At 35.5% G+C, this 25915-nt stretch carries 28 protein-coding genes and 1 tRNA gene; 12 read left to right on the top strand and 17 right to left on the bottom strand.

The features are described from left to right. Positions 1-43 precede the first annotated feature (43 nt). From H5T44_00595 to H5T44_00565, 7 genes are all read left to right on the top strand, one after another. Positions 44-1678 carry a formate--tetrahydrofolate ligase gene (locus tag H5T44_00595; protein ID MBC7080743.1) on the top strand — a complete coding sequence of 545 codons (1635 nt, stop codon included), beginning with the start codon at positions 44-46 and terminating at the stop codon, positions 1676-1678. 111 nt (positions 1679-1789) lie between these two features. After that, positions 1790-4678: a hypothetical protein gene (locus H5T44_00590; GenBank protein MBC7080742.1), complete on the top strand. Its 2889-nt coding sequence runs from the start codon at positions 1790-1792 to the stop codon at positions 4676-4678. Between the two features lie 66 nt (positions 4679-4744). Then, a complete protein-coding gene (gene uppS / locus H5T44_00585) occupies positions 4745-5617 on the top strand; it encodes a di-trans,poly-cis-decaprenylcistransferase (protein MBC7080741.1) in 873 nt (290 codons plus the stop codon). After that, entirely contained in the window at positions 5607-5993 is a 387-nt protein-coding gene (locus H5T44_00580; protein MBC7080740.1) for a DUF131 domain-containing protein, read from the top strand. Before uppS ends, H5T44_00580 begins: the two co-directional genes overlap by 11 nt. A gap of 18 nt (positions 5994-6011) precedes the next feature. After that, a complete protein-coding gene (gene hutH, locus H5T44_00575) occupies positions 6012-7529 on the top strand; it encodes a histidine ammonia-lyase (protein MBC7080739.1) in 1518 nt (505 codons plus the stop codon). A gap of 1 nt (position 7530) precedes the next feature. Next, on the top strand, positions 7531-8655 hold the full coding sequence (locus H5T44_00570) for a TIGR00375 family protein (GenBank protein ID MBC7080738.1): 1125 nt from the start codon (positions 7531-7533) through the stop codon (positions 8653-8655). Next, entirely contained in the window at positions 8652-9296 is a 645-nt protein-coding gene (locus H5T44_00565; protein ID MBC7080737.1) for a ribonuclease HII, read from the top strand. The genes H5T44_00570 and H5T44_00565 overlap by 4 nt, the downstream gene beginning before the upstream one ends. Here the strand turns inward: H5T44_00565 and H5T44_00560 are convergent. Both H5T44_00560 and H5T44_00555 read right to left on the bottom strand, forming a co-directional pair. Beyond that, positions 9293-10213, bottom strand: coding sequence for a transketolase family protein (locus H5T44_00560; GenBank protein MBC7080736.1), 921 nt, complete (start codon positions 10211-10213; stop codon positions 9293-9295). The two genes, H5T44_00565 and H5T44_00560, sit on opposite strands and share 4 nt — an antisense overlap. Before the next feature lie 4 nt (positions 10214-10217). Beyond that, positions 10218-11060 (bottom strand): transketolase, encoded by an 843-nt coding sequence (locus tag H5T44_00555; protein MBC7080735.1) that lies wholly within the window; start codon positions 11058-11060, stop codon positions 10218-10220. A gap of 51 nt (positions 11061-11111) precedes the next feature. On the opposite strand from H5T44_00555, the gene H5T44_00550 reads away from it, so the two are divergent. Further along, positions 11112-12287, top strand: a complete 1176-nt coding sequence (locus H5T44_00550) for an imidazolonepropionase (protein ID MBC7080734.1) — start codon at positions 11112-11114, stop codon at positions 12285-12287. Here the strand turns inward: H5T44_00550 and H5T44_00545 are convergent. The 9 genes from H5T44_00545 to H5T44_00505 are packed head-to-tail and all read right to left on the bottom strand — an operon-like array spanning position 12276 to position 18512. Further along, complete coding sequence (locus H5T44_00545; GenBank protein MBC7080733.1) at positions 12276-12944, bottom strand: haloacid dehalogenase; 669 nt, start codon at positions 12942-12944, stop codon at positions 12276-12278. The two genes, H5T44_00550 and H5T44_00545, sit on opposite strands and share 12 nt — an antisense overlap. Before the next feature lie 27 nt (positions 12945-12971). After that, positions 12972-13934 carry an aminopeptidase P family protein gene (locus H5T44_00540; GenBank protein ID MBC7080732.1) on the bottom strand — a complete coding sequence of 321 codons (963 nt, stop codon included), beginning with the start codon at positions 13932-13934 and terminating at the stop codon, positions 12972-12974. Then, the gene (gene rsmA, locus H5T44_00535; GenBank protein ID MBC7080731.1) at positions 13912-14658 is read right to left on the bottom strand and encodes a ribosomal RNA small subunit methyltransferase A; all 747 of its coding nucleotides are present in this window, start codon (positions 14656-14658) and stop codon (positions 13912-13914) included. Before rsmA ends, H5T44_00540 begins: the two co-directional genes overlap by 23 nt. Next, the gene (locus H5T44_00530) at positions 14655-15206 is read right to left on the bottom strand and encodes a DUF655 domain-containing protein (GenBank protein MBC7080730.1); all 552 of its coding nucleotides are present in this window, start codon (positions 15204-15206) and stop codon (positions 14655-14657) included. The genes rsmA and H5T44_00530 overlap by 4 nt, the downstream gene beginning before the upstream one ends. A gap of 9 nt (positions 15207-15215) precedes the next feature. Then, on the bottom strand, positions 15216-15527 hold the full coding sequence (locus H5T44_00525) for an RNA polymerase (protein MBC7080729.1): 312 nt from the start codon (positions 15525-15527) through the stop codon (positions 15216-15218). Beyond that, the gene (locus H5T44_00520) at positions 15524-15817 is read right to left on the bottom strand and encodes a 50S ribosomal protein L21e (GenBank protein MBC7080728.1); all 294 of its coding nucleotides are present in this window, start codon (positions 15815-15817) and stop codon (positions 15524-15526) included. Before H5T44_00520 ends, H5T44_00525 begins: the two co-directional genes overlap by 4 nt. Beyond that, complete coding sequence (locus H5T44_00515) at positions 15795-17000, bottom strand: tRNA pseudouridine(54/55) synthase Pus10 (GenBank protein MBC7080727.1); 1206 nt, start codon at positions 16998-17000, stop codon at positions 15795-15797. The genes H5T44_00520 and H5T44_00515 overlap by 23 nt, the downstream gene beginning before the upstream one ends. After that, positions 16987-17580 carry an RlmE family RNA methyltransferase gene (locus H5T44_00510; GenBank protein ID MBC7080726.1) on the bottom strand — a complete coding sequence of 198 codons (594 nt, stop codon included), beginning with the start codon at positions 17578-17580 and terminating at the stop codon, positions 16987-16989. The genes H5T44_00515 and H5T44_00510 overlap by 14 nt, the downstream gene beginning before the upstream one ends. Beyond that, positions 17580-18512 (bottom strand): transcription initiation factor IIB, encoded by a 933-nt coding sequence (locus H5T44_00505; protein ID MBC7080725.1) that lies wholly within the window; start codon positions 18510-18512, stop codon positions 17580-17582. Before H5T44_00505 ends, H5T44_00510 begins: the two co-directional genes overlap by 1 nt. Before the next feature lie 147 nt (positions 18513-18659). On the opposite strand from H5T44_00505, the gene ffh reads away from it, so the two are divergent. Beyond that, positions 18660-19967 (top strand): signal recognition particle protein, encoded by a 1308-nt coding sequence (gene ffh, locus H5T44_00500; protein MBC7080724.1) that lies wholly within the window; start codon positions 18660-18662, stop codon positions 19965-19967. A 21-nt stretch (positions 19968-19988) separates the two neighbouring features. Continuing rightward, positions 19989-21278 (top strand): orotidine 5'-phosphate decarboxylase, encoded by a 1290-nt coding sequence (locus tag H5T44_00495; GenBank protein MBC7080723.1) that lies wholly within the window; start codon positions 19989-19991, stop codon positions 21276-21278. Here the strand turns inward: H5T44_00495 and H5T44_00490 are convergent. After that, positions 21260-21333 (bottom strand) — tRNA-Asn (locus H5T44_00490). The two genes, H5T44_00495 and H5T44_00490, sit on opposite strands and share 19 nt — an antisense overlap. A 75-nt stretch (positions 21334-21408) precedes the next feature. Here H5T44_00490 and H5T44_00485 point away from each other — a divergent pair. Continuing rightward, complete coding sequence (locus H5T44_00485) at positions 21409-22290, top strand: UbiA family prenyltransferase (GenBank protein ID MBC7080722.1); 882 nt, start codon at positions 21409-21411, stop codon at positions 22288-22290. On the opposite strand, the gene arcC is transcribed toward H5T44_00485, so the two are convergent. Genes arcC through H5T44_00470 form a run of 3 tightly spaced genes read right to left on the bottom strand, consistent with a single transcriptional unit; the run spans position 22255 to position 24004 of the window. Next, positions 22255-23169 (bottom strand): carbamate kinase, encoded by a 915-nt coding sequence (arcC, locus tag H5T44_00480; protein ID MBC7080721.1) that lies wholly within the window; start codon positions 23167-23169, stop codon positions 22255-22257. The two genes, H5T44_00485 and arcC, sit on opposite strands and share 36 nt — an antisense overlap. 11 nt (positions 23170-23180) lie before the next feature. After that, positions 23181-23756, bottom strand: a complete 576-nt coding sequence (locus H5T44_00475; protein MBC7080720.1) for a uracil-DNA glycosylase — start codon at positions 23754-23756, stop codon at positions 23181-23183. Beyond that, entirely contained in the window at positions 23738-24004 is a 267-nt protein-coding gene (locus H5T44_00470) for a hypothetical protein (GenBank protein MBC7080719.1), read from the bottom strand. Before H5T44_00470 ends, H5T44_00475 begins: the two co-directional genes overlap by 19 nt. 161 nt (positions 24005-24165) lie before the next feature. Between H5T44_00470 and H5T44_00465 the strand changes: the two genes are divergently transcribed. Beyond that, entirely contained in the window at positions 24166-25104 is a 939-nt protein-coding gene (locus tag H5T44_00465) for an NAD-dependent epimerase/dehydratase family protein (GenBank protein MBC7080718.1), read from the top strand. Here H5T44_00465 and H5T44_00460 read toward each other — a convergent pair. Together H5T44_00460 and H5T44_00455 are read right to left on the bottom strand one after the other, a co-directional pair. After that, on the bottom strand, positions 25084-25686 hold the full coding sequence (locus H5T44_00460; GenBank protein MBC7080717.1) for a small multi-drug export protein: 603 nt from the start codon (positions 25684-25686) through the stop codon (positions 25084-25086). The two genes, H5T44_00465 and H5T44_00460, sit on opposite strands and share 21 nt — an antisense overlap. Further along, positions 25673-25894: a hypothetical protein gene (locus H5T44_00455; GenBank protein ID MBC7080716.1), complete on the bottom strand. Its 222-nt coding sequence runs from the start codon at positions 25892-25894 to the stop codon at positions 25673-25675. Before H5T44_00455 ends, H5T44_00460 begins: the two co-directional genes overlap by 14 nt. Positions 25895-25915: the final 21 nt, after the last annotated feature.

The raw sequence follows: 25915 nt of genomic DNA, 5'->3' as shown, positions 1-25915 counted from the left end.
TTAAATTTCACAAAACTTAAAACATGCTCCACTATTATCTAAGATGCTCCAGCCCATAGAAGAAATTGCAAAAAAGATTGGAATAAAAGAGGATGAATTAATTCCATATGGAAGATATAAAGCAAAAGTAAAGCTTGACATCTTAAAAAGGCTAAAAGGAAGAAAAAACGGAAAGCTCATTCTTATAACAACCATAAACCCCACTTTTGAAGGAGAAGGAAAAACAACAATCACAATCGGCCTAGCTCAAGCCCTCTCAAAGCTCGGAAAAAAGGCGTGCCTCGCAATAAGGGAGCCAAGCATCGCCCCCCTTATGGGCGCAAAAGGCGGTGGCACAGGCGGGGGGAAAAGCAAAGTTGAGCCATCTCAGGATATAAATATGCATTTTACTGGAGATAAATATGCGGTGAGTATAGCCCATAACCTGCTTTCCTCGCTCATTGACAATCATATCTTTTATGGAAATTCTTTTGGGATAGATCCGAGATATATTTTGTGGCCGAGAGTAATTGATATAGGGGATAGAAGTTTGAGGAATGTTGTTATTGGACTCGGTGGTGCAAAAGATGGAGTGCCAAGAGAAGAGAAATTTTCAATTACCGCAGCATCGGAAATAATGGCAATTCTCTGTTTAAGCGAGAGCATAAAGGAAATAAAGGAAAGGATAGGCAAAATAATAGTTGCATATTCTCGTGAAAATGAGCCAATAAGAGCGGAAAAATTTAATGCGGTTGGAGCAATGTGCGCTCTGCTTAAAGATGCAATAATGCCTAACTTAGTCCAGACAACAGAAAATATTCCCGCTTTTGTTCATGGCGGTCCTTTTGCAAATATTGCTCATGGGGCAAGCAGTTTAATTGCAACAAGAATGGGGCTTAAGCTCGCTGACTATTTTGTAACAGAAGCGGGATTTGGGACTGATCTAGGAGCGGAGAAATTTTTTGACATAGTTTGCAGAAACAATTTAAAGCCAGATATAGCGGTAATTGTAGTTTCATTAAAATCTCTCAAATGGCATGGAGGAATGGATATTGAAGATGCAAAAAGAAAGGAAAATATAAATGCGGTTAAGAAAGGGCTTGAAAATCTTGAAAAACATATTGAAAATATTCAAACTTTTGGTTTGCCAATGGTTGTTGCTCTCAATAAGTTTGAGAATGATAGCGAAAAAGAAATAAGGGTTGTGGAGAAATTTTGCGAGGAAAAAGGCGTGCCCTTCGCGGTGGCGGAAGTGTATGAAGAGGGAGGAGAAGGAGGAATTGAGCTTGCGGGAAAAGTTATAGATACCATATATAATAATAAGCCAAAATTCAGGTTTTTATATGAAAATGATTTTTCGGTGAAAGAAAAGATAGAGATAATTTCTGGAAAAATATATGGGGCGGAGAAGGTTGTTTATACATTGCCAGCGGAAGATGAAATAAGAAGAATAAATAAAATAGGGCTGAATTGCTTGCCAGTTTGTATTGCAAAAACACCATATAGCTTATCAGACGATCCTTCTTTAAGAGGGAGGCCAAAAAATTTCAAGATAACAGTAAAGGAAATAAGGATATCTGCGGGAGCGGGCTTCCTTGTTCCAATTACTGGAAAAATAACAACAATGCCTGGACTGCCAATGAAGCCATCAGCGGAAAATATAGATGTAGATGAGGGAGGAAATATAATTGGGGTTTAAATGCAAGCTTGGGAAAAGTAGCCAACACTTTTAAATATCAATTTTTGATTTATGTAAATCTAAAAGCCTAATTTGTGGGTTTTTGGATAAGTAGGTAAAGAGATAATGAAAATGATGAAAAAATCGTTAATTATGGCGGTTATAGTGATGATGCTGATACAATTATTTGCTGTGAGAATTTCAGAAGCGAACTCTGGCAATTACGATTTACTGATAATAACACCCCAAGAATTTCAGGATGAATTGCTGCCATTAAAACAATTTAAAGATGCAACTCTTAGGCCAGCACTAATAGTAACATTAGAGGATATATATTCAAATTATAGCGGTGCTGACGAAGCGGAGAAGGTTAAAAAATGTATAGCGGACTATAAAGAGAATCATAGTATAAAATATGTTTTACTTGTTGGTGATGTTGATAAACTACCTATGAGATATTTCTATCTTAAAAGATATAATTCAACTCATATAAATTGGCTTCAATATTATTTAACTGATCACTATTATGCTGATCTATATGATAGCAATGGAAGCTTCTGTAGCTGGGATGCTAATGGGAATGGTATTTTTGGTGAAATAATAGATGACGATGATGATGGTGATTTTGATAACATAGATGGGATGAACTATGAATTTGATGTTTCTGTTGGAAGAATTCCTGCAAGTAATGCTGAAGAGGTGAGAACATATGTTGATAAAGTAATCAGGTATGAGACAGGTGTATCATTTAATGATACCTGGTTTAAGAACATTTTACTGGTTACTGGTACAGGTGACTGGGTATATCCTTCTCTTCCAACAACTTATGATGAAGAACAAAATGATGATATAAATACGAATATGTCATCTATAGGTTTTACTTCTCATAAAATGTACCATTCTTTAGCGGATGACGATCCCCATTACCCAAATTCAACAAATATAAATACCCATCTAAACGATGGAGCGGGATTTATGAACGTAATAAGTCATGGTAATAACGTCAGTTGGGGGGTATATAATGTTCAAACAGATATGGATGGATTGACAAATGTGGATAAACTCACAGTAATTTATAGTTTTGGATGTAGCACCGCTAAATTAGGCCCTATATGCCCTATCAATAGATATATTGATGTTAATGGAACAGTGAGGGATTATGGTGGAGAATATACTTATCCTATACCTATTGGCTCATGGGTTGAGCCTGCTGAACCAAACGTTATTCAAGGTTCAGCAACTGATATCTCTTGCATGCCAGAGTATTGGGACCTCTATTATGAAAATGGAGCCATAGCATTTGTGGGTTCAACAGCTGAATCAAGTGGTGTTATGGGCTCTCCAGTTATGCAGAAATTTTTCCAATCTTTTGCAGAAGGGCACAGGATATTAGGAGATTTATGGAAATCACTGAATGATAAGATAATTAATGGAAGTTATGACATTGGTAGTGACTGGGATCGCACACGCAGGTATTTATATATCAATGTGTTTGGTGACCCATCTCTTGTAATAGGAGGCTTAGACGACAAACCTCCAGTAACTTCTCTCTCAATTGGCTCCCCAAAATATATTAGCGATGGCAATACATATGTGAAAAGTAGCACAATCTTTACTTTAACACCAACAGATGATATCGGAATTGCAAATACCTATTATAGATATTATCCCGCTTCATCAAGTTCAGACTGGTCAACAGGAATCTCATTTTTAATAAGTGGAAATGATGGAGAGTATATTATAGAATACTACAGTGTGGATACCGCAGGCAATACTGAGTATCCTATAAAATCAGAAACAGTAATTTTAGATAATACTCCACCAGAAATAACAAAAGAATTTGAAGGACCAAAATATAGTGACCACATCACTTCTCAAACAACAATATGGGTAAATTCAACAGATGATGGCTTATGCCCAATTGGCTCAGTTCATCTAAATGTTAAAGTATATAATGCAACTGGAGAAATTCCACAGCTTATCTATGATCTATGGGATAATGTAACAAGTGGAACAGCAAGCATTAACTTTACAATCTCAGAAGAATGTGAGCACTGGATTAATATAACTGCAATAGATGATTTAGGAAATACCGCATGGCATAATCAAACAGTATATGTTGATAATAGCTCACCAAATGCTACTGTTGATGAAATTGTTCCATATTGCCAGATTGTAAATGAAACAAATCCAATCACTATCACTGTAACTGCAGAAGATTTACCAGGTTGTGCGGTTGGAGTAGCAAATGTTACACTCTATTACAGATTTTCAAGATACAATTCTTCATTCAGTCCATGGATAGAGTTGGAAACATTAGAAAATAATGAACCATGGCAATGGGAATTTACCGCTTCAAATGGCTCTGGATATTATCAATTCTATGCAGTGGCATATGATTTACTTGGAAATCAAGAGCCATTGCCAAATGCAAGCACATTACCAGAAGCAATATTATGCGTAAAATATGTGCATACCTATACTTTGTATCCAAAGTGGAATATGCTTACAATTCCAGTTAAAAATGAAAGTATAACAAATGCAAAGGAATTAGGTAATTTCCTAAATAGCCAAGGATGCAATGTTACAGTTATTGTTAGATTTAATGCGTCTATCCAGAGATACGAATCATGGGTTGCGGAAATTCCAGATAAAAACAACTTTGAAATAGTTTCTGGCATGGGCTACTGGATATTTACAAAATTAACAGAGCAAAAGAATTTTTCAATTGAAGGTCGCTTGATAGAAGAGATAAATGTATCATTATATGTCGGCTACAATTTGATAGGATGGGCAAACATTGAAAATACAAATGCAAGCACACTTGGAAGCAATATAAGCAATTGCACAAAAGTAGGAAGATGGAGGGCATGGAATCAAACATGGGCACCTGAACACATAGTTGGCTACCCACCTTTCAACTTTAACATTTCCATTGGTGATGCAGTGTTTATATTCAGAAAGGAAGGTGGTGTGATAGCATGGGATGGCGGAAGAAGCTTCTTGCCACCTCCTTACTAATCCTTTTTCCTTCTTTTGTTGGAATTTAAAAATTTATTTATACTCCTTCATATTAAATTAATATATATGGTTGATATAAGGAATAAAGCGGATGAATTTGGGGAAAGATTAATAGAAACAAATTTTGCAAGGCAGGTCATTGATAAAATAAAAAATAACAAGCTTTTCAGGCTAATATATAGAGAAGCGGAAAGGATAATTGAAAAAAAGATGCTCGAAGAGATAAAAAGAGGAGGAGTTCCAAAGCATATAGCAATAATAATGGATGGAAACAGGAGATATGCAATGAAATCTGGCTTACCTCCTTATAAAGGGCATGAAATTGGGGAAGATAAGCTTAAAGAAGTGATAGAATGGTGCTATGAAATAGGGACAAAAATATTGACTGTTTTTGCATTTTCAACAGATAATTTTAAAAGACCAAGAGAAGAAGTTAATCATTTGATGAAACTTTTTGAAGAGGATTTAAAAAAATTATCTGAAGATAACAGGATACATGAAAAAAAAGTGAGAATAAAAATCATTGGAAACATTGAGCTTTTGCCAGATGAAGTAAGGAAAGCTGCACTTGATATAATGAAAAAAACTGAAAATTATGAGGATTATTTCCTAAATATAGCAATTGGATATGGTGGAAGGGAGGAAATTTTAGAAGCAATAAGGAGGATAGCAAAAGATATTGAAAATGGAAGAATAAAGCCAGAAAAAATAGATAAGGAAACCGTCGCTTCATATCTTTACACATCTCATCTTCCTTTCCCTGATCCAGACTTAGTTATGAGGACATCTGGTGAAGAAAGAATATCAAATTTTTTATTGTGGCAACTTGCTTATTCAGAGCTATATTTTACGGATGTATATTGGCCCGCTCTGAAAAAAACAGATTTTTTAAAAGCAATTCAGTCATATCAGAGGAGGCAGAGAAGATATGGAGAATAAATTTTCCTTAGTATTCTTTATATTTGCAATTATCTCTTTTATATTCGCATTTATTGAAGGCGAGTTAAAAGGAGGCATCTTCATAATTTTTCCCTTTATTTATGGCAGTGGATTATTCTCTTTCCTCGGAATAATTTTTCTTTTCCTGTCATTTATTATGTTTTTTGTTGGCTCCTTTAAAAGAATTGAAAGAGAGGTTGAATATAATGAATGCAAGGAAACCAAGGAAACAAAAGGAGGGGTTATTTTAATAGGTCCCTTTCCAATAGTTATTTCAGATAGCATGAAAACCGCTTTATTTCTTTTAATAATTTCAATGTTTATCTTTATATTTTTCTTCCTGCTGTTTTTGCTTTATAGAGCAAAATTATTTTAATCAAACGATATTAATAGCATGAAAGTTTGTATAGATGGAAAAAATATTGGAATAGAGGATGTTGTTAATGTTGCAAGAAATAGGTATAAGGTAGAAATAAGCAAGGAAGCAATGGAGAAAATAGAGCAGGGGAGGAAAAATTTATTAGATATAATTGAAAAAGGTAAGGCGGTTTATGGAATAAATACTGGCTTTGGTGTTCTTGAAAATGTAAAAATAGGAAAGGAAAAGATTAAGAAATTGCAAAAAAATTTGGTTAGGAGCCATTCATGCGGCGTCGGCGAGCCCCTGGAAGAGGAGATTGTAAGAGCAATAATTTTTCTCCGCCTTCAATCGCTTGCAAAAGGTTATTCCGGAGTAAGAGCGGAGATAGTTGAAAAGCTTGCGGAAATGCTTAATAAAAATTTTCATCCATTTTTACCCTCACAGGGCTCTGTTGGGGCGAGCGGTGATTTGGTGCCGCTGGCTCATCTCGCTCTTTCAATGATGGGGGAAGGACTTGCTTTTTTAAATGGGAGGGTTAGGAAAACTGAGGATGTCTTTAAAGAGCTTTCAATAAAGAAAGTTGAGCTTTCTGCGAAGGAAGGAATTGCTCTGATAAATGGCACACAATTTATGAGTGCTATTGCCTGTTTGGCCCTGCATGATTCAATTAATTTGCTAAAAAATGCCCAGATTGCGGGGGTTATGAGCTTAGAAGCTTTGAAGGGAACGGATCAGGCATTCAGGGAAGAAATAAGCAAGCTTCGCCCTTATAATGGGCAAATTGCGGTGTCAAGGAATTTATGGAAGCTTACGAGAGGAAGCGAGATAATTGCATCCCATAAAGATTGTGAGAGAGTTCAGGATGCATATACTCTAAGATGCATGCCTCAGGTATTTGGTGCAATGCATGAATATTTGAGTTTTTTGAGAAAAATGCTCGAAATAGAAATAAATTCAGTTACTGATAATCCTCTAATCTTTGAAAACTTTGCCTTATCTGGAGGAAATTTTCATGGTGAGCCCCTCGCTATTTTAATTGATATTCTTAATATATTGCTCACAAAAATGGGGAATTTTTCTGAAAGAAGGATATTTCGCTTGCTTGATAAAAACTTATCTGGATTGCCCGCCTTTCTTATAAAAGAGCCTGGAATAAATTCTGGAATGATGATACTTCAATATGTTGCAGCATCTCTTGCAAGTGAAAATAAAAGCATGGCTTATCCCTCAAGTGTTGATAATATTCCTACTTCTGCAAATCAGGAAGATTATCAATCAATGGGAAGCATAGGAGCAAGAAAATGTTTGCAAATAATGAAAAATACGAGGAAAATAATAGCAATTGAATACATAGTTGCATCTCAAGCCCTGGATTTTTTTGAATTAAGTCCATCAAAAGCAAGTAAAAGGGCAAAAGAAATTGTAAGAAAATATGTTAAGGAGTTAAAAGAAGATAGAGCAATGTACGAAGATATAGAAAAAATTGAAAAAGTTATTCAGAATGGAGAAATTGTAAGAGAAGTAGAAAAAATTGTTGGAAAAATGGAATAAAATGCTCGCAAATGCGGATTTACATATTCATTCATCTTTTTCTGGTGGAACATCAGAGAAAATTGATTTAAAAAATCTTGCAATTGGGGCAAAGAAAAAGGGATTGCATATTCTTGGCACAGGCGATTGTCTGCATGAAAAGTGGCAAAAAGAAATAAGGAATTATTATAAAAATGGGAAAATAGAAGTAGATGGAATAAATTTCATTCTGACCTGCGAGATAGAGGATAAAAATAGAGTTCACCATCTCTTACTTTTTCCAGATTTTGATTCTGTTGAGCATTTTAAAGAAATTGCAAGAAATTACATAAAAGATGAGCTAAGTGGGAGACCAAAAATTTTTGTAAGCGGTGAGCAATTAATCGATTTTTCTTATGAATCAAATGCTTTGATAGGCCCCGCTCATGCATTCACTCCTTATACTTCTCTTTATGCATATTTTGACTCATTGATTGAATATTATGGAAAGAAGCCTTCTTTTGTTGAACTTGGCCTAAGTGCGGATTCAAGCTATGCTGATCGAATAAAAGAATTAAATTCATTGCCGTTCCTAACAAATTCAGATGCTCACTCCTCTTCACCACATCGTTTAGGAAGGGAATTTAACAGAATAGAGTTAAATGAAATTGAATGGGATGAGATAAAAAAGGCAATATTAAAAAATAAAATAGTTATCAATGCGGGCTATCCTCCAGAGAAAGGGAAATATAATCGTACCGCCTGCCATTCCTGTTATAGAATTTATGAAAAAAATGAGGCGGAGAAAATGGGCTGGAAATGCAAATGCGGGGGTAAGATAAAGAAAGGGGTAAAAGATAGAGTTGATGAGCTCGCTGATTATAAAGAACCAAATCATCCAAAAGATAGAGCAAAATATGTTCATATTCTCCCTCTGGTGGAGATAATAGCATGTTCGCTGAATATAAGCCCCTATTCATCTCTCGCCATTAAAAGATGGGAAGATCTCCTGAAACATGGAAATGAAATAAATTTACTCCTTGATGCGAATTTAAGTGAGCTCAAGGGATGCCCTCAAGCAATCGTTGATGCAATCATTGCATTTAGAGAAGGAAAAATAAAAATAATTCCCGGCGGAGGAGGAAAATATGGAGAGGTGATAATATGATATGCGGGATAGATGAAGCGGGACGGGGCCCGGTTATTGGGCCAATGGTTGTTGCGGGTGTATGGATTGAGGAAGAAGATGAGGAGAAGCTTTTGGGGGCGGGAGTTAAGGATTCAAAGAAGCTTACTCCGAGCAAGAGGGAGAAAATTGCATCCTATATAAGGGATAATTTTGTTCATGAGATTGTTGTGATTGAAGCAAGGGATATAGATGACCTGAGGAAAACATTGACAATTAACGAGCTTGAAGCATATGTTTTTGCAAAGGTTGCAAATAAAAATTTTGCGAAAGTTTATTTCATAGATTCTGCGGGAAATGATAGCAAGGAATTTGGTGAGATGTTTAAAAAGAATTTAAAATATGATTGCGAAATTGTATGTGAGCATAAGGCGGATGAAAAATATGCTGTTTGCTCTGCAGCTTCAATAGTTGCAAAGGTTGAAAGGGATAGACAAATTAAAAAAATATCTGAGGAGCTGGAAAAAGTGCTGAATAAACCACTTGGAAGTGGTTATCCAAGCGATGAAAAAACAATAGAATTTATAAGAGAATGGTTTAACAGGTTTAATAAATTTCCTCCTTATACGAGGAAAAGCTGGAAAACTCTTGAAAAGATAAAGCAAAAGAAGTTAGAGGTTTAAAATTTAACCATTTCTTTTGCAACTCTTGCAATATTTTCTGAGGTTAATCCATATTTTTCAAGCAATTCATTTGCTTCCCCGCTTTCTCCGAATACATCATTTACCCCTATTCTCCTCATTTTAACTGGATCATCTTCCATTGCCATTGCGACCGCATCCCCCAGCCCACCTATTATTGTGTGCTCCTCACATGTTATTATTCTCCCCGTCTCCTTTGCCTTTTCAACAATTTTTTTATCAATTGGTTTTATCGTTGGCATATGCACAATCATTGCATCTATCCCTTCTTTCCTCAAAATTTCTCCCGCCTTTATTGCTTCTGCGGTCATTGTTCCAGTTGCTATTATTGCAATATCCCCTCCTTCCTTCAAAATATATCCCTTCCCTATCTTGAACTGGCCATGCTTCTCAAATATGACAGGAGCATCAGCCCTTCCAATTCTTACATAGCAAGGCCCGTGATAATCTGCAATTGCTGGTACAACATCTTCCATTTCAGTGGCATCCGCGGGAGCAATAACAGTCATATTTGGCAAAGCCCTCATAAGTGCAATATCCTCAAGCATTTGGTGGCTTGCTCCGTCCCCTCCCACAGATACGCCCGCATGAGTTGCCACAATTTTTACATTCAGACAGGGATATGCTATTGACTGGCGGATTGCATCATAGCATCTTCCTGTTGCAAATACTGCAAAGGTTGAAGCAAAAACTATTTTTCCACAGGTAGCCAAGCCAGCAGCTATTCCCATCATGTTTGCTTCCGCAATTCCAACATCAAAAAAGCGATCTGGAAAAACTGTTCCAAATCTCTTTGTTTTTGTTGAAAGGGCTAAATCCGCATCCAGCACAACCACATCCTTATTTTTATATCCTAATTCAATTAATGCGGAACTATATGCATCCCTTAAATTCCTCATTTCCTTAAACATCTAATTCACGCTCCTCTTGCTCAAGCTCACTCATTGCCTTTATATACTGCTCTTTAGAAGGCGCCTTTCCATGAAATGATAATGTTCCTTCCATGAATGAAACACCTTTCCCTTTTATTGTATGAGCTATTATTATGGTTGGTTTCTCGTTTTTCTTTATATTATGAAATGTATCCAAAATTTCCTTAATGTTATGACCATCTATCTCAATTACATTCCATCCAAATGCACTCCATCTCCAAGCAATTGGCTCAATATGCATTATTTCTTCAGTTGGCCCATCTATCTGCAGGCCATTTCTATCAAGAATTGCAATTAAATTATCGAGCTTGAAATGGGATGCGGAATTGGCTGCTTCCCATATCTCTCCTTCCTGCACTTCCCCATCTCCAAGAATAGCAAAAACCCTGTAATCCTTTTTATCCATTTTTCCAGCAAGAGCCATACCAACCGCAACACTCAGCCCATGCCCGAGAGAGCCAGTTGAAATATCCACACCCGGCACTTTCCTCATGCAAGGATGTCCTTGCAAGAAATGCCCTGTTTTGCGAAGATTTTTCAACTCCTCAACAGGAAAATATCCACACAGGGCAAGAGCGGAATATAATGCGGGACATGCATGACCTTTTGAAAGAACAAGTCTGTCTCTATCCTCCCATCTCGGATTTTCTGGATTATACCTCATTTCATGAAAATAGAGACAGGCAATTATATCCGCAATTGATAGGCTACCTCCAGGATGCCCTGAGCCCGCCCTGTAGATTGATTCCACAATCAGTTTCCTTATCTTTAATGCATTTTTTTTAATCTCCTTTACGAGCTTTTCGTCGTGCATTTTATATGAAATAAATTACACATATTTATTTATGATGATGGAATTACTTTTATGAGCTTGCTCATTAAAAACATAGGGGAAATTTTTGATGGCTATAAAATAAGGAAGGAAAAATACATCTATATAGAGGATGGAAAAATAAAGAGCATAGGGGAAAAAAGGAAGGCGGATGAAATTATAGATGCCCGCGGTAATTTTGTAATGCCAGGATTTGTTGATTGTCATACTCATGCGGTATTTGCGGGTTATAGAGATTTTGAAGTTGATTGGAAAATTGAGGGAGCGAGTCATCATCAAATAGCAGAAAGAGGGGGAGGAATATTTTATACAGTAAGGGAAACAAGGAAGGCGAGCAAGGAAAGAATAAAAAAGGAGACGAAAGAAAGAATAGAAGAAATGATAAGGCATGGCACTACAACCGCTGAAGTTAAAAGTGGCTATGGTCTGGATTTGAAAAATGAAGTTAAATTGCTTCAAATAATAAGGGAAATTGATAAGAATGAGAAGATTGATTTGCTTCCAACATTTTTGGCGCATGCAATTCCAGAAGGAGAAGATGAAGATGATTATGTGGATTATGTTATAAATGAAATCATTCCTTATATAGGAGAAAAAAAACTGGCAATATTTTGCGATGTTTTTTGTGAAAAAGGCTATTTTAGTGTAAATTCATCAAGAAAAATACTGCAGGAGGGTAAAAAATATGGAATGATACCAAAAATTCATGCAGACGAATTTTCATGCATTGGATGTAGCAAACTTGCAGCACAAATTAAAGCAATTTCTGCAGACCATTTATTAAAAGCTGGGCTAAATGAATTAAAGCTTATGGCAAAAGCAGGCGTTACCGCAGTTATTCTTCCTGCTGTTCCTTTCTTGCTGGGGGGGGAATTTCCATCTTATGAAAATATAAAAAAATCAGGAATTAATGTTGCTATTGCAACTGACCTAAATCCAAATTGCTATGTTCCGAATATGCAGTTTGCAATTCAAATTGCTTGCTATAAAATGAAAATGAAAATCATTGATGCTCTAAAATATGCTACAATAAATTCCGCAAAAACATTAAAAATGGACGAACATGTTGGAAACATAGAAGTTGGAAAGAAAGCGGATATAATAATCACAAACATTCCTTCTCACTCTTTTGCTTTGTATAAAATAGGAATAAATTTCGTTGATAAAGTAATTAAAGAAGGGGAAATAATATATGAATCAGAGCATTGAACCAAGATTAAATTTCTCTTTATTCTCAAGTTTTCTTATCATTTCCTTTATTTCCTCCATCTTATTTTCCAATTCCCTGCTTTTATTAAACAATATCAGATCTTCTCTCATCCTATCAAGCATTCTTCTTATTGAATCCTGCTTCTTTTTTATAGGGATTAATCCAGAAGGATAATCAAACTCAAAAATTTTATCGCTTATCTCCTCGATTATATGAAGCAATTTTTCCACCTCCTTCACATTTTTTTCTTTCAGCATATAAAATTCCTTTCTCTTCAGCTCCCCCACCGCATCCGCGAGCCCCATCAGATAGGCGGAGCAGCTCACATTTATTTCTTCAGGAAAAGGAAAATCCTTGTTCTCAATTATTGAAAGAAAAATTTCCGCCTCCGCAAGCTCTTGCATTGCTCCTTCTAAATAACCGGAGGATATTATATCAGGATGTTCTTTAGCAGAATCTTTTATCTCTTTCAATATCTTCTTCGCCTCCTCAAGATATTTTTTTGCCTCTTCAATTTCTCCACTGTGTATCTTCTTTATGCTTTTCCTGCTATTCCTTATTATATCTCTACAAAACTTCAAGCACATCTCCCTCAAATCATCCTTTTCACTCAGTTTTTTCTCTATAAAGCTTGTAACTTCTTCAAGATTTTTCATAAAGTAAAAATATGAAACATATTAAATTTATTTGCTAAGAATATTTGCCCTATTCTTTTTTATCAAAACATCTTCTTCTATCCTTATTCCAAAATTTTTTGTATATATTGCAGGTTCAATTGCAAATACCATATTTTCTTTGAATAAAAAATTTGAATCTTTTCCTATAGAATAACCATCATGCACTTCCAGCCCGATTGAATGGCCCAGGCCATGTATCATCTTAAATTTATATTTTGAAAAAAATTTTTCCACTTTTTTGTATAGATCTCTTGCATTTACCCCTTCTCTCAAATCATCAATTGCAATATCTAGTGCTTCATTAACTATTTCATATACTTTTCTCTCTCTTTCTCCATAGAATGTCCTGGTTATATCAGAACAATATCCTTTATATTTTGCTCCACAATCAATTATGGCTGGATTAGAAAATAATTTTTTAGATGGGATATGATGAGGGATAGAGCTATTTTTTCCAAAAGCAACTATTGTTGGGAAAGCAATTTTTGCATTTCTATTAATTTTGTAATCTATTTCAAATGCAACATCCTTTTCTTTTTTATTGTGAAAATCAATTTCCTCAATAGCTTTAAGGGTAAGCAAACAAGATTTTTTTATTTTCCTTATTTCTTCTTCATCTTTTATAACTCTAACCTCCTTGATTTGCTCACTTACATCTATAAATTCAGCTTTTACCATTTTCTTCAGCTTAATTAAATCATTGTATGGAATAGATGCTCCATTAAAACCTACTTTTTTCCCATCCAAAAATTCCTTCAATATTTTTTTAAGTTCTTCCTTGCTATGATAAAAAATTCCTTCTTTTTCGAGAGGAGCGGAAATAATTTTTACATCATCTCTTGTAACAATTGCAATGCTGTTTTCATGTATACCTTCCGCCTTAGTAAAATAAAAAAAGTTTTCGTCCCTGAAATTTTTTATAAATAATGCATCAATATTCGCTAATTCAAATATTTTTTTCCATCTCATTTTTTTCCTCAACAATTCTGCAAATTTCCGCTATTTTTTCCGGGCTTAGCTCCTCTACTCTCAAATCCGCTACATCAATTTTCTCAGCTTCTTCTTTGCTGAGCAGTCCGCAGAGTGAGAGGGAATTTTTTATTTTTTTCCTTCTATGAGAAAACAAAACTCTCACAACTTCTTCAAAAATTTTATCATCTATGCTAAATCTTTTTCCAATTGGCACAATTTTTACAATACATGAATCTACTTTCGGAGTCGGTCTGAATGCTTTCCTTGAAACAAACTCAAGAATTTCAACATCCGCCTTTGAATACACCATTACTGAAAGGCGAGAATAATTTTTTCCATCTCTGGCAACAAGTCTTTCAGCAAATTCCTTTTGATACATCAATATACCTAAATCAAATTTTTTCTCAAGTAGCTTAAATGTTATTTCTGAAGAAATATGATATGGAATATTGGAAATTACTTTATTGAAGTAAATATCCTTTAAATCAAGCTCTGTTATATCCGCATTTATTATTTCAACATTCTTTATATTTTTCAATTTCGGTATAAATCTTTCATCTATTTCAATGGCAATAACTTTTGCAATTTTTGCAATCCTCTTAGTTAAGATTCCATTTCCCGCTCCTATCTCGAGAACAACATCATTTTCATTAAGATTAGCATAACTTACCTGTCTATCCGCCACTCCCTCATCTATCAAAAAATTCTGACTAAACCTCATTTTCTTACTGGCGGGCGTGTAAATAACCGATATTTTTCATCAGGGTTCTGCAATTCTTCTAAAATTCTTTTAGCAATTAATTTATCTGGATGGTGAAGATTTTTTACTCTCGCTGAGATATCTTCAAAACTTTTGAATGGAGATTTTTTTCTTTCCTGCAAAATTTCAAGCATTGTTTTCTTGCCTAATCCAGGAATAAGCTCAAGAGCGTGAAACCTAGTTGTTATAGAAGGGGATTCATTGAAAAATTTGACAAACCTGTCTTCATTTTTCTTAACTATTTCAATTAGCACATAAAAGAGCTCTCCTTGAGCGGTGGGCGTCAAATCCTCAAAATTTACTCTTCCTTTTACTTTCATTATTTTCTCTCTTTTGTCTAGCTCTTTTCCAACATAAACTCTTTCTCCTATGTTCATTGTAACATCAGGCTTTGGAGTAAGCTCGAGCAATGTAAATTCCCTCTCCCCTATTCCATAAGCAACTGGCGCTCTTCTATAACCGGTTCTTCCTGATGGTAAATAATCCAAAATATAAACAAAATCTTCCATTATGCCTCCTTATTTATATTTTTTAACCGTTTCAATAATTTTATCTATTTCTTCATCAGAAGGCATGTATGTTTCCTTTGCAAATATTGCAACTACCTCATCCTTACCTATTGGCAATAAATCCGCTATTTTGCACGCCTGTTTTTCATTAATTCTTCCAATCTTCATCAACTCTTCCACTAGCTCTCTTCCTTTCTTAGCGCTTATCAATGCCACCTTCTCGCTGTGTTCGAGAGCTATTTTTTGTTCTTTATTAAGCTCTCTTTGCTTTCCAATCTTATTCAATGTCTCTTTTATTTCAGAAACAAGGAGAACTTTCATCCTGATACCCTTTTCAAATGCTCTGGATAGGCAATTATATGCTTTATTTTTTTACCGTCTCTTATCTTGAGTATATATGCCCTACCTTGTTTCCCTGCAATACTTCCTGTTTTTCCATGAAAACGCGGATGGGGCATTCCATAATGTACAGAAGGGTCTATTACTATTGCAACCTTTTCTCCTTCTTCAAATTTCTGCATCGCTCTAGTTATAACATTCATTTCTCCTTCTCTAAATTTTTTTCCTAACTTATTTCTTGTTTTGCTTCTAAATCCTCTCGACCTTCTCATTTTCATCACCTACATATATTACATCTAACTCTTCAACCTCTATTTTTGAACCATATAGCTCCGCAAGCGAGGGAGTTGTCCTTCCATTATCTCCTGTTATAAGCTCCTTTATATATGTTCCCGCTTCTGCAACTACTTCAATTATTGCTTCATCCATTTTCATCTCCTTTATTTTTATATCTATTATTTTTCTTTCCCTTATTTTGTCCGCCCGCCTGTGAGCAACTCTACTAGGAGTATGTTGGAATATTTTTCTATCCCTTAATGCATTTACCGCTTCATTAATTTTTCCATTTCCAGCGAATTTTATCTTTACCCTATATACTTTCTCATATTTAGCACTTTTCAATTTTTCTATTTCTTCTCTGCTTGCATACCTTAAATCGCTTACAATTACTTTTCCATTTGCATGTTCATTTATTTTTTTCTCAAGCATTTTCAGCTCCACCCTCCTTTTTTTTGGCTTATTTAACTCAAGTATAAAAGGTCTCCCATTTCCAAGCATCAAAACATCTATATCCTCCCTCCCCGCTCCATGAAAACTCTCATCATTTGCTTCAAATTCCTTTAATGCTTCATGAGCAATTAACTCTTCAACACTTTCATCATACATTTTTCCCTTATAATTGCAATATTTGCATCCTATTCCATGGCATTTTCTGCAATACCATTTTGTCTGAGGAATACCTCTTATAAGTTTTTTATATCTTCCATATATAAAGATTGGCTTCACATCTATTTTTACTCTATCAAAAGAAGTATCTATTATTGCAACAATATCTGGCGATTCAAAATCAACTCTCTTTTGAATATTTTTTTCAATTATTTTTCCTAATTCTCTATCTATTTCTCTTTTTATACTCTCGCTATATGGTGTGGCTATTTCCTTTTCCTTCCTCAATATTTCCTCATCTATTTTGCAGCCAATTAAAAAGCTATCAAATTCATATTTTTTAATTTCTTTCATTACAAGCTCCGCATACTTTTCTATTTCATTTGATATTCCAGAGCAAAGCCAGCAATCTTTGGGCGGTGCTTCTTCAATCTTGAATTGCGAGCGAATTTTTATCCCTCTCTCATAATTTTTCATACCATCCTTTAATTTTGCAAACTGCCTTCCAAGGCAGGAGTCGCATAGCCCGTATTTTGACAATTTTTCAACTTCTTTTTCAATTTCCTTCATATTTTTTATACCCTTTTGCAACAATATATATTTCGCTACTCGCTTTTCTGGTTGCTTGTGGGCGATGAAGTTTTACAACATTAAAGCATTTCTTTACCTCCGCTAAAAATTCCCTGAAATCGCTTCCTTCAAAAATTTTGCACACAAAGTTACCATTTTCCTTTAGCAATTCTTTTGCAATTTTAAATGCACTTTCACATAGCCACACACTCTTTGCCTGATCCATTTCATATTTTCCAGATAGGCTAGGAGATGCATCACTTATTACCGCATCAACCTCACTCACAATTTCCTTTATCCTTTCAACAGTTTTCTCATCTGTAATATCTCCTTCAATAAATTCCACTCCCTCAATTGGCGCCATCCTTTTTATATCAACCGCTATAACCTTTCCATATTTAGAAGCAACCTGGCTCCATCCGCCCGGGGAAGCGCCAAGGTCCACTATAATGCTTCCTTTCCTTAAAATGTGATATCTGTTGTTTATCTGAATAAGCTTGAATGCGCTCCTTGCTCTATATCCGTGCTTTTTTGCTTCTTTGTAGTAGTGATCTCTTTTTCTTTCTAAAACCCAGTTCATTAAAGGACAACATCAAGGTCAAGCTCTTCCGCAAGCTCCTTATATCTGTTTCTTATTGTCACTTCTGTAACTCCTGCAATATCCGCAACTTCTCTCTGTGTTCTTCTCTCGCCACATAGTATTGAAGCAATATAAATTGCTGCTGCAGCTACTCCAGTCGGTCCTCTTCCAGAAGTAAGCTCCTTTTCCTCCGCTTGTTCGAGTATTTCAAGTGCTTTTGTCTTCACTTCCTCTCCAAGGTTAAGCTCGGAGCAAAATCTCTCAACATAATCCTGCGGGAAAGTAGGCATTAGTTTGAGCCATAGCTCTCTAGCTAAAAAGCGATATGTGCGCCCTATTTCCTTTCTATCAACTTTTGAGGATATTGCCACTTCATCAAGGGTTCGAGGCACCCCACATTGCCTGCAAGCTGCATAGATTGCGGCTGCAGTTACGCCTTCAATGCTCCTCCCTCTTATAAGGTTCTTTTCAACCGCTCTTCTATATATCATTGCGGAAGCTTCTCTTACATTTCTTGGCAGATTCATATCAGTTGCTATCCTGTCAAGCTCTGTTAATGCTGATGCAAGGCTTCTTTCCGAGGAGCCACCTACTCTTATCCTCCTCTGCCATTTCCTGAGCCTATATAATTGTGCTCTATTTCTTGTTGGAATTGATTTTCCATAGCTATCCTTGTTTTTCCATCCAATTACTGTGCTAAGTCCTTTATCAGCTGCTGTATAATCAAGCGGTGCACCTGTTCTTGCCCTCTTTTCTCTTTGCTCTGGATCAAATGCCCTCCACTCTGGCCCCTGATCAATATATGCATCATCTACCACTAGCCCGCAGTCCTGGCAAACAAGCTCTCCTCTCTCATAATCTTGAACAAGATGTGTTGAACCACATTCAGGACATTTTTCAATTTCCTCCACTTCAGTTTTTTTCTTTACCATTTTCATCCCTTTTTAAATTTTTCGGTAACATAAAAGCATTATGATATATAAAGTTTTTGGTAGATTTTTGGATTTTTGAAAAAGTATTTCTTAGCCCTAAAAAATAATGGCAAAAGGAATATATATCCTCTTTGTTTAATTTTTGAAATGCTTAAAAATCTTGGGGAAGCACTGAGAAGTGTATTCAGAAAAATAGCAAATGCCCCTTTCATTGATAAAGAGTTGATTCAGGAAGTGGTAAGGGATATACAGAGAGCTCTCATTTCTGGAGATGTGAATGTAAAACTTGTTCTTGAAATTTCAAAAAGGATAGAAAAAAGAGCGCTGGAAGAAAAGCCATTGCCAGGAATGAGCAATAGAGACCATGTATTAAAAATTTTATATGAAGAGCTATCTTCAATTCTTGGAAAAGGAAGGGATTTGCCTCTTAAAAAGCAAAAAATAATGATGGTTGGTTTATATGGACAGGGTAAAACAACAACATGCGGAAAAATTGCAAGATATTTCCAGAAAAGAGGGCTTAAAGTAGCAATGATTGCTGCAGATACCCATCGTCCCGCTGCCTATGAGCAGTTAAAGCAAATTGGAGAAAAAATAGGTGTTCCTATCCTAGGAAATGGAAATCCAATAAATGTTGTTAAAAAGGGAATGGAAGCTTTTGCAAAATATGATGTTATTATAGTTGATACCGCTGGAAGACATGCGCTGGAAGATGAGTTAATTGAAGAAATGAAAGAAATATCAAAAGTTTTTAACCCAGATGAAAAAATCCTGGTTTTGGATGCCTCAATCGGCCAGCAGGCGGGCAAGCAAGCAAAGGCATTCAATGATGCAATAGGAATAACAGGGGTAATACTCACAAAAATAGATGGTTCCGCAAAGGGAGGAGGGGCTCTTTCTGCGGTTGCGGAAACGGGGGCGCCAATTCTTTATATAGGTACTGGTGAGCAGATTGATGATTTTGAGAAGTTTGATGCGAAGCGCTTCCTTTCCCGTTTGCTTGGAATGGGTGATTTGCAGACTTTAATTGAAAAAGTTGAGGAAGTAGCAAAAGAAAAAGAAGTTAGTGAGGCAACTAAAAAAATTATGAGTGGTAAGTTTACACTTCTTGATATGTACGAGCAGATGGAAATTGTCACAAAGATGGGGCCTTTCCAGAAAATTGCTGATCTTTTGCCTTTTGGAAGAACATTAAAAGATGAGGAGATGCATGCAATGCAGGAAAAGCTAAAGAAATTCAAGGTTATAATGGATTCGATGACAAAAAAAGAGCTGGAGGAGCCTTCAATAATAAATTCTTCTCGAATTAAAAGGATTGCAAGAGGTGCAGGAGTTGAGCAAAAAGATGTTAAAGAGCTTCTCCGCCAGTATAATATCTCAAAGAAGATGATGAAAAGCTTATCAAATAAGAAAATGCAGGCAAAATTGCTTCGCCAGTTACAGATGAAAATGTAAATATAATAAATATATATCTATATGGCAATATTGCAAGTTGCTCTTGATTTTGTTGATCTGCATCGTGCAATAAAAGTTACTGAAGAGAGTGTTAAGGGAGGGGTGGACTGGATTGAAATTGGCACACCTCTGATAAAGGCGGAAGGAATACATGTAATAAAGAATTTTAAAAAGTTTGGAAAAAAAATTATTGCGGATATGAAAACAATTGATGTTGGAGATATTGAGGCGGAGATGGCATCAAAAGCGGGGGCGGATGTGATATGTGTTCTGGGTGTGGCAAGTGATGAAACAATAAAAGAGGTGGTTAAGTCTGCGAGGAAATATGGTATTGAGGTTATGGTGGATATGATTGGTGTAAAAAATTTGGTTGAGAGGGCTAAAGAGCTGGAGAAAATGGGAGTTGATTATATATGCATCCATACTTCAATTGATGAGCAGATGGCTGGAAAAAGTCCTTTTTATCATCTTGAAGAGGTTTCGAAAGTATGTAGCTTGCCTTTGGCGGTTGCGGGTGGAATAAATGCGGAAAATGCTGGGGTTGCGATAAGCAAAGGAGCGAGTATAATTATAGTTGGAGGGGCAATAATAAAGGCGGAGGATGCAAAAAAAGCGACTGAAGATATAAAGAGGGCAATGGAAGGAGAAAAAATTAAAAGCGAGCTATTCAAGAAATATGGCAAGGAGGAAATAAGAGAAGCATTGATAAAAGTATCAACTTGCAATATATGTGATGCAATGCACAACAGAGGGGCAATGAGAGATATATTTCCTCTTAAAAGAGGGTATAAGATGGTTGGAAGGGCTTTTACAGTAAAAACGATTGATGGAGATTGGGCAAAAGTAGTGGAGGCAATTGACATCGCAGAAAGAGGAGATGTAATTGTTGTGCAGGCGGGCGAGGGCAAGCAGGCGGTTTGGGGGGAGCTTGCCACTTTAAGTGCAATCAGGAAAGGAATTGCAGGAATTGTTGTTGATGGAGCAATAAGAGATGTGCATGAAATAATTAAGCTCGATTTCCCCGCATTCTCTAAAAAAATTGTTCCAGAGGCGGGTGAGCCAAAAGGATATGGAGAAATAGGATGTGAAATAGTTTGTGGTGGGCAAATAGTAAGGAAAGGAGACTGGATTGTCGGGGATGATAATGGAGTTGTTGTAATTCCAAAAGAGGAGGAGCAGGAAATTGCAAATAGGGCGATAAATGTAATGGAAAGGGAAAATAGGATAAGAGAGGAGATAAAGAGAGGAAGTAGTCTGGGAAAAGTTCTTGAATTGAAAAAATGGGAGAAGAGCGCCGGCGACCGGATTTGAACCGGTGACCACCCGGTTAACAGCCGGGTGCTCCTCCAGACTAAGCTACGCCGGCCCTAAAAAGAAATGCGGAAGATATAAAAAAATTCTTCGCCAGCAAAAAATATTTCTCCTGTTCTTGTTTAACATTGTGAAAAAGATAAAGGCAATTGCTGATTTAATAAGGGCGGATCATGGTTTAATGCTAGGTATTGCAGTAGTTGTTGGATTCATCATTTCCGCAAAAGGATTTTTTTTCCATGAGAAAATAATTTTTTCTTTTCTTACCGCTTTTTTTCTTGAAGCGGGAACATTTGCCCTAAATGACTATTTTGATTATGAAGTGGATAAAAAGAATAAAAGGTTTGATAGACCTCTGGTAAGAGGGGATATAAAACCGGAAACCGCCTTAGCCATATACTTTATCACCTCTCCAATTGGTATTTTATTCAGCATATTTGTAAATAAAACATGTTTTTTGATAGCATTGACAAATTTAATAATTGCAACATTCTATGATGTAAAATTTAAAGAAATAAAGGTTATCGGAAATTTTTACATCGCCTTTATAATGGCAATACCTTTTGTTTTTGGAGCCCTTGCATACTCAGAAGAGATTTCTAAAATAATAATATTTTTTGCAATTCTTGCATTTTTGTCTGGACTGGGAAGGGAAATAATGAAGGATATAATGGATTTCTATGGAGATATGGAAAGAAGGACAAAATCATTTCCCCTATATATAGGAGAAAAAAATTCCAGGTATTTATCATCTTTGCTTTTCATTTTTTCATCCATTATAGCATTTATACCATTTTTTGTGGAAATAGATTCTTCCTATTATCTCAACCCCCTATTTTTCTTATTCCTTTGCTTTTCTTCCTTCCTTTTCATCTATTCCTCTTATCTATTAATAAAGGGAAAAGAAATTGCAACCCCAAGAAAATTAACTCTTCTTGCAATTTTCTTTGGGCTAATAGCATTTCTGGCGGGGATGTTAAGGCTTAATATGTGTTCCTGTCCTTCCATTTAACGCATCCCATGCCTTATCTATTGAAGTAATTATCACCTCCTTTCCTCCATCCCTCAAAAAATTTATTCCCGCCTCTATCTTTGGCCCCATGGAGCCAGCTGGAAAATGCCCTTCCTTATAGTATTTCTCCACTTCATCTACAGTAATTTCCTCTATTTTTTTGCTATTTTTCTTTCCATAATTCAGAAAAACATGTTCCACATCTGTAAGTATTAAAAGGATTTCTGCCCCAATCTCGCTTGCCAGTTTTTGGGAGGCTAAATCCTTATCTATGACCGCATCAACTCCATATAGCATTCCATTTTTTTCTATTACAGGTATTCCTCCCCCTCCTCCCGCAATTACAATAATATCTCTTTCAATTAACTCTTTAATTATTCCCGCTTCAACTATTGAAATTGGCTTTGGAGAAGGAACAAGAACTCTCCATCCATTTTCATATTTCCCAACCTTATAATTTTTTTTAATCTCCTCTATTTCATCATCTGAATAAACTGGTCCAATTGGTTTGGTTGGATTTAAAAATTCATTGTCATCTTTGCTTACTACTACTTGAGTTATTACAGTTACAACTTCCTTGCTTATTTTATTCTTTTTTAATTCATTGAGAAGAGCTTGTTGAATAGCATATCCAATCTGCCCTTGAGTTAATGCAACACAAACATGGAGAGGCATTGAAGTTTTTGCCATTTTTTGCTGTAATAATAGCTCTCCCACTTGAGGACCATTTCCATGTGTAATTACTATTTTCCAGCCATTTTTAATCATCTTTGCTATACAGCTTGCGGTATTTTTTGTCGCTTCCATCTGCTTTTCATAATCTACTTTTCTATCCTTGCCAGTTAATGCATTTCCTCCAAGGGCAACTACTACCTTCATGAAATTTATAACTATACTCTATATAAACTTTTAAAAATTTCTGCAAGCTTTTCTATATCCTTTTCAAATTTATCGAGCAAAAAAGGATTATAAATGCAGGCTGCGGGATGAAATGTTGGAAAAATTTTTATATTGTGCAGAGGAGAAACAAAAATCTTGCCATGTAGCTTGCTTATCGCCTCTTCTTTAAAACCAAAAAATCTAAATATTGTTTTTGTGCTGAAATTTCCAAGAGTAGCTATTATTTCAGGATTTATCAACTCTATCTGCTTTTGCAAATAATGAGAGCATTTTTTTATCTCATCTTCATAAGGAGCTCTATTTTTTGGGGGATGGCATTTAACAACATTTGTTATATAAACACTCTTTCTATCTATCCCATTTTTTTCAAGAGCATTATTCAATATTTTTCCCGCATTCCCTACAAAAGGGCGCCCTTCCTCATCTTCATTCTTTCCGGGGGCTTCCCCAATTAGCATAAGCTTTGCATTATAATTTCCCTCCCCTGGAACAGGATTTTTCCTCTCTTTCCACAGCCTGCATTTCTTGCAATTTTTTATTTCTTCTTCTATTTTTTTAATTTCCATTTTCTCCTCTCTTTTATTTCCTTTAAGTAAGGATATCTTTTCATATTTCCACAGTTGAGACATGTTATAACAACTTTTCTTTTTTTAAGTCTCACCCTGCAATTTTTGCCCGGAACAAAATATGAAAGGCATTTTTTGCAATATCTTATCCTATAAATTTTTGGAATTCTTACAAGATATTTCATTGATATTTTTCTCGCAATTTCAACATATCTATTGCATAAATTCATTCTATTCTCTTTTGCCATTTTCTCCGCTTCAATGAAAAGGCGATTTATTCTCTCTAGCGCAATTTTTTGCCTTTCTTTCACACTTTAAAAGAAAACATTATACTTAAATTTTTATAGAGCATTTTCCTTGCATTATGCATAGATAGGAAAATATTTCTAATTGATTTATATTTCATCTCATGAAAGTTTTGGTTACAGGTGGAGCGGGATTTATAGGTAGTCACTTGGTGGAGCATCTTTTAAAAAAAGGTTATGAAGTTAAATGCGTAGATAATTTTTCATCTGGAAAAATAGAATTTCTTGAAGCTCATCTCTATAAAATTGAATTGATAAAAGGGGATTTAATTAATAAAAGAGACGCAAGAAATGCGGTAAAAAATTGCGAAATTGTATTTCATCTTGCTGCAAATCCAGATGTAAGAGCGGGAGAAAAAGATACAAAATCAATTTTTGAAAATAACATAGTTGCAACATATAACTTGCTTGAAGGGATGAGAAAAGAAGGAGTTAAAAAAATTATATTCACATCCTCATCAGCGGTATATGGAGATGCTAAAAAAATACCAACTCCAGAAGATTATTCTCCTTTGGTTCCAATCTCCATATATGGAGCGACAAAATTGGCCTGTGAGGCAATGATTTGCTCATATTCTCATACTTTTGACATTGAAGCAATAATTTACAGATTTGCAAATGTTGTTGGACCGAGATCAACGCATGGCGTGATATATGATTTTATAAAAAAATTGAGAGCAAATAAAGAGAAGCTTGAAATATTGGGAGATGGAACTCAAAGAAAATCATATCTCTATATAGATGATTGCATAGATGCAATTTTCTACACTATGGAAAGATGGGAGGATAAAATAGAAATATACAATATTGGCTCACTTGATAGCATAGAAGTAAAGGAAATAGCGGATATAGTAAGCAAGGAAATGGGTTTAAAGCCGGAATATGTTTTCACTGGAGGAATAAATGGAAGAGGATGGAGAGGGGATGTAAAATTCATGACACTTGATATATCAAAAATAATGCAGAAAGGCTGGAGGCCAAAAAATTCAAGCAGAAAGGCGGTTGAGCTTGCGGTGAAATGGCTAATAAATGAAATTAAGTAGCCCAAAATAAGCCATTATAATAAAAGAAGTTGTTATTGATGATCCAACTGAAACTATTGCAATCGTTTTCTTTGGTTTGAAACCGATAAGGCGGGATATTATTGTTGTGCTGATTCCTCCTGTGCCCTGAAAGGGTATTATCATAAAAATTATCAGAGCAAATGTAATTAACTTTTTTTTACTGAAATTCTCCGATTTCTTCTTCAATTTCTCATATCCTCTATCTAGATAAGGGATATGATAAATTATGAGCTCCGCAAACCACCAGTTATATGCAATTATTGCGGATGAAATTATATCCATCATCACTATTGTACTACCAACTATCCATACAGGCACATTGCTTGACAGCATGAGCGGGATTACAGACTCCTTTCCAAGAGGAGGGAATAGATATGCAACAGCAAGGCTGGCATATTTTGCCCATGTTTCTGGTGGAAGATAATCAAAAACAAATGCGAAATAAAATGCTATTGTGAGAAAAGGCGTTATAAAAATAAGAATTTTATAAAGATGGGTTAAGCTATGTTTTGCCTTTTGAATTTGTTTATAAACCTCATTTATTGCTTCAACGATTTTCATTCTTGTCCTTCTTTATCTCCTCATATGCTTTATCTATAATTCTCTTAACCAGTTGATAGGTTTCTTCAAGAGTTAATTGTCCTTTACTTATTTCCTCTATTAGGCGAGATAGCTTTTTTGCGGTTCTTGCAAATACAAGCCAGAAGGCGAAGAGCATTCCCCATGTAAATGCGAGAAGAGCGGTAAGAAGCAAGAGAGTGTAGTTCATCACCCCTTTATATGCAGGAGG

The organism is Thermoplasmatales archaeon, from assembly GCA_014361195.1.
In the GTDB taxonomy this organism is placed as follows: Archaea; Thermoplasmatota; E2; order UBA202; family JdFR-43; genus JACIWB01.
This window is presented reverse-complemented; position numbering and strand designations above follow the sequence as displayed.

Coding starts and splice junctions, on each gene's coding strand:
- H5T44_00520 (MBC7080728.1), bottom strand. CDS start 15,817: ATGAGAAGGTCGAGAGGATTTAGAAGCAAAACAAGAAATAAGTTAGGA.
- H5T44_00595 (MBC7080743.1), top strand. CDS start 44: ATGCTCCAGCCCATAGAAGAAATTGCAAAAAAGATTGGAATAAAAGAG.
- H5T44_00530 (MBC7080730.1), bottom strand. CDS start 15,206: ATGGAAGATTTTGTTTATATTTTGGATTATTTACCATCAGGAAGAACC.
- H5T44_00505 (MBC7080725.1), bottom strand. CDS start 18,512: ATGGTAAAGAAAAAAACTGAAGTGGAGGAAATTGAAAAATGTCCTGAA.
- H5T44_00540 (MBC7080732.1), bottom strand. CDS start 13,934: ATGAGATGGAAAAAAATATTTGAATTAGCGAATATTGATGCATTATTT.
- H5T44_00525 (MBC7080729.1), bottom strand. CDS start 15,527: ATGAAAGTTCTCCTTGTTTCTGAAATAAAAGAGACATTGAATAAGATT.
- H5T44_00580 (MBC7080740.1), top strand. CDS start 5,607: ATGGAGAATAAATTTTCCTTAGTATTCTTTATATTTGCAATTATCTCT.
- uppS (MBC7080741.1), top strand. CDS start 4,745: ATGGTTGATATAAGGAATAAAGCGGATGAATTTGGGGAAAGATTAATA.
- H5T44_00545 (MBC7080733.1), bottom strand. CDS start 12,944: ATGAAAAATCTTGAAGAAGTTACAAGCTTTATAGAGAAAAAACTGAGT.
- H5T44_00560 (MBC7080736.1), bottom strand. CDS start 10,213: ATGAGGAATTTAAGGGATGCATATAGTTCCGCATTAATTGAATTAGGA.
- H5T44_00515 (MBC7080727.1), bottom strand. CDS start 17,000: ATGAAGGAAATTGAAAAAGAAGTTGAAAAATTGTCAAAATACGGGCTA.
- H5T44_00555 (MBC7080735.1), bottom strand. CDS start 11,060: ATGCACGACGAAAAGCTCGTAAAGGAGATTAAAAAAAATGCATTAAAG.
- H5T44_00570 (MBC7080738.1), top strand. CDS start 7,531: ATGCTCGCAAATGCGGATTTACATATTCATTCATCTTTTTCTGGTGGA.
- H5T44_00470 (MBC7080719.1), bottom strand. CDS start 24,004: ATGGCAAAAGAGAATAGAATGAATTTATGCAATAGATATGTTGAAATT.
- H5T44_00510 (MBC7080726.1), bottom strand. CDS start 17,580: ATGAACTGGGTTTTAGAAAGAAAAAGAGATCACTACTACAAAGAAGCA.
- H5T44_00475 (MBC7080720.1), bottom strand. CDS start 23,756: ATGGAAATTAAAAAAATAGAAGAAGAAATAAAAAATTGCAAGAAATGC.
- rsmA (MBC7080731.1), bottom strand. CDS start 14,658: ATGAGGTTTAGTCAGAATTTTTTGATAGATGAGGGAGTGGCGGATAGA.
- H5T44_00565 (MBC7080737.1), top strand. CDS start 8,652: ATGATATGCGGGATAGATGAAGCGGGACGGGGCCCGGTTATTGGGCCA.
- ffh (MBC7080724.1), top strand. CDS start 18,660: ATGCTTAAAAATCTTGGGGAAGCACTGAGAAGTGTATTCAGAAAAATA.
- H5T44_00455 (MBC7080716.1), bottom strand. CDS start 25,894: ATGAACTACACTCTCTTGCTTCTTACCGCTCTTCTCGCATTTACATGG.
- H5T44_00550 (MBC7080734.1), top strand. CDS start 11,112: ATGAGCTTGCTCATTAAAAACATAGGGGAAATTTTTGATGGCTATAAA.
- hutH (MBC7080739.1), top strand. CDS start 6,012: ATGAAAGTTTGTATAGATGGAAAAAATATTGGAATAGAGGATGTTGTT.
- H5T44_00460 (MBC7080717.1), bottom strand. CDS start 25,686: ATGAAAATCGTTGAAGCAATAAATGAGGTTTATAAACAAATTCAAAAG.
- H5T44_00495 (MBC7080723.1), top strand. CDS start 19,989: ATGGCAATATTGCAAGTTGCTCTTGATTTTGTTGATCTGCATCGTGCA.
- H5T44_00590 (MBC7080742.1), top strand. CDS start 1,790: ATGATGAAAAAATCGTTAATTATGGCGGTTATAGTGATGATGCTGATA.
- H5T44_00465 (MBC7080718.1), top strand. CDS start 24,166: ATGAAAGTTTTGGTTACAGGTGGAGCGGGATTTATAGGTAGTCACTTG.
- arcC (MBC7080721.1), bottom strand. CDS start 23,169: ATGAAGGTAGTAGTTGCCCTTGGAGGAAATGCATTAACTGGCAAGGAT.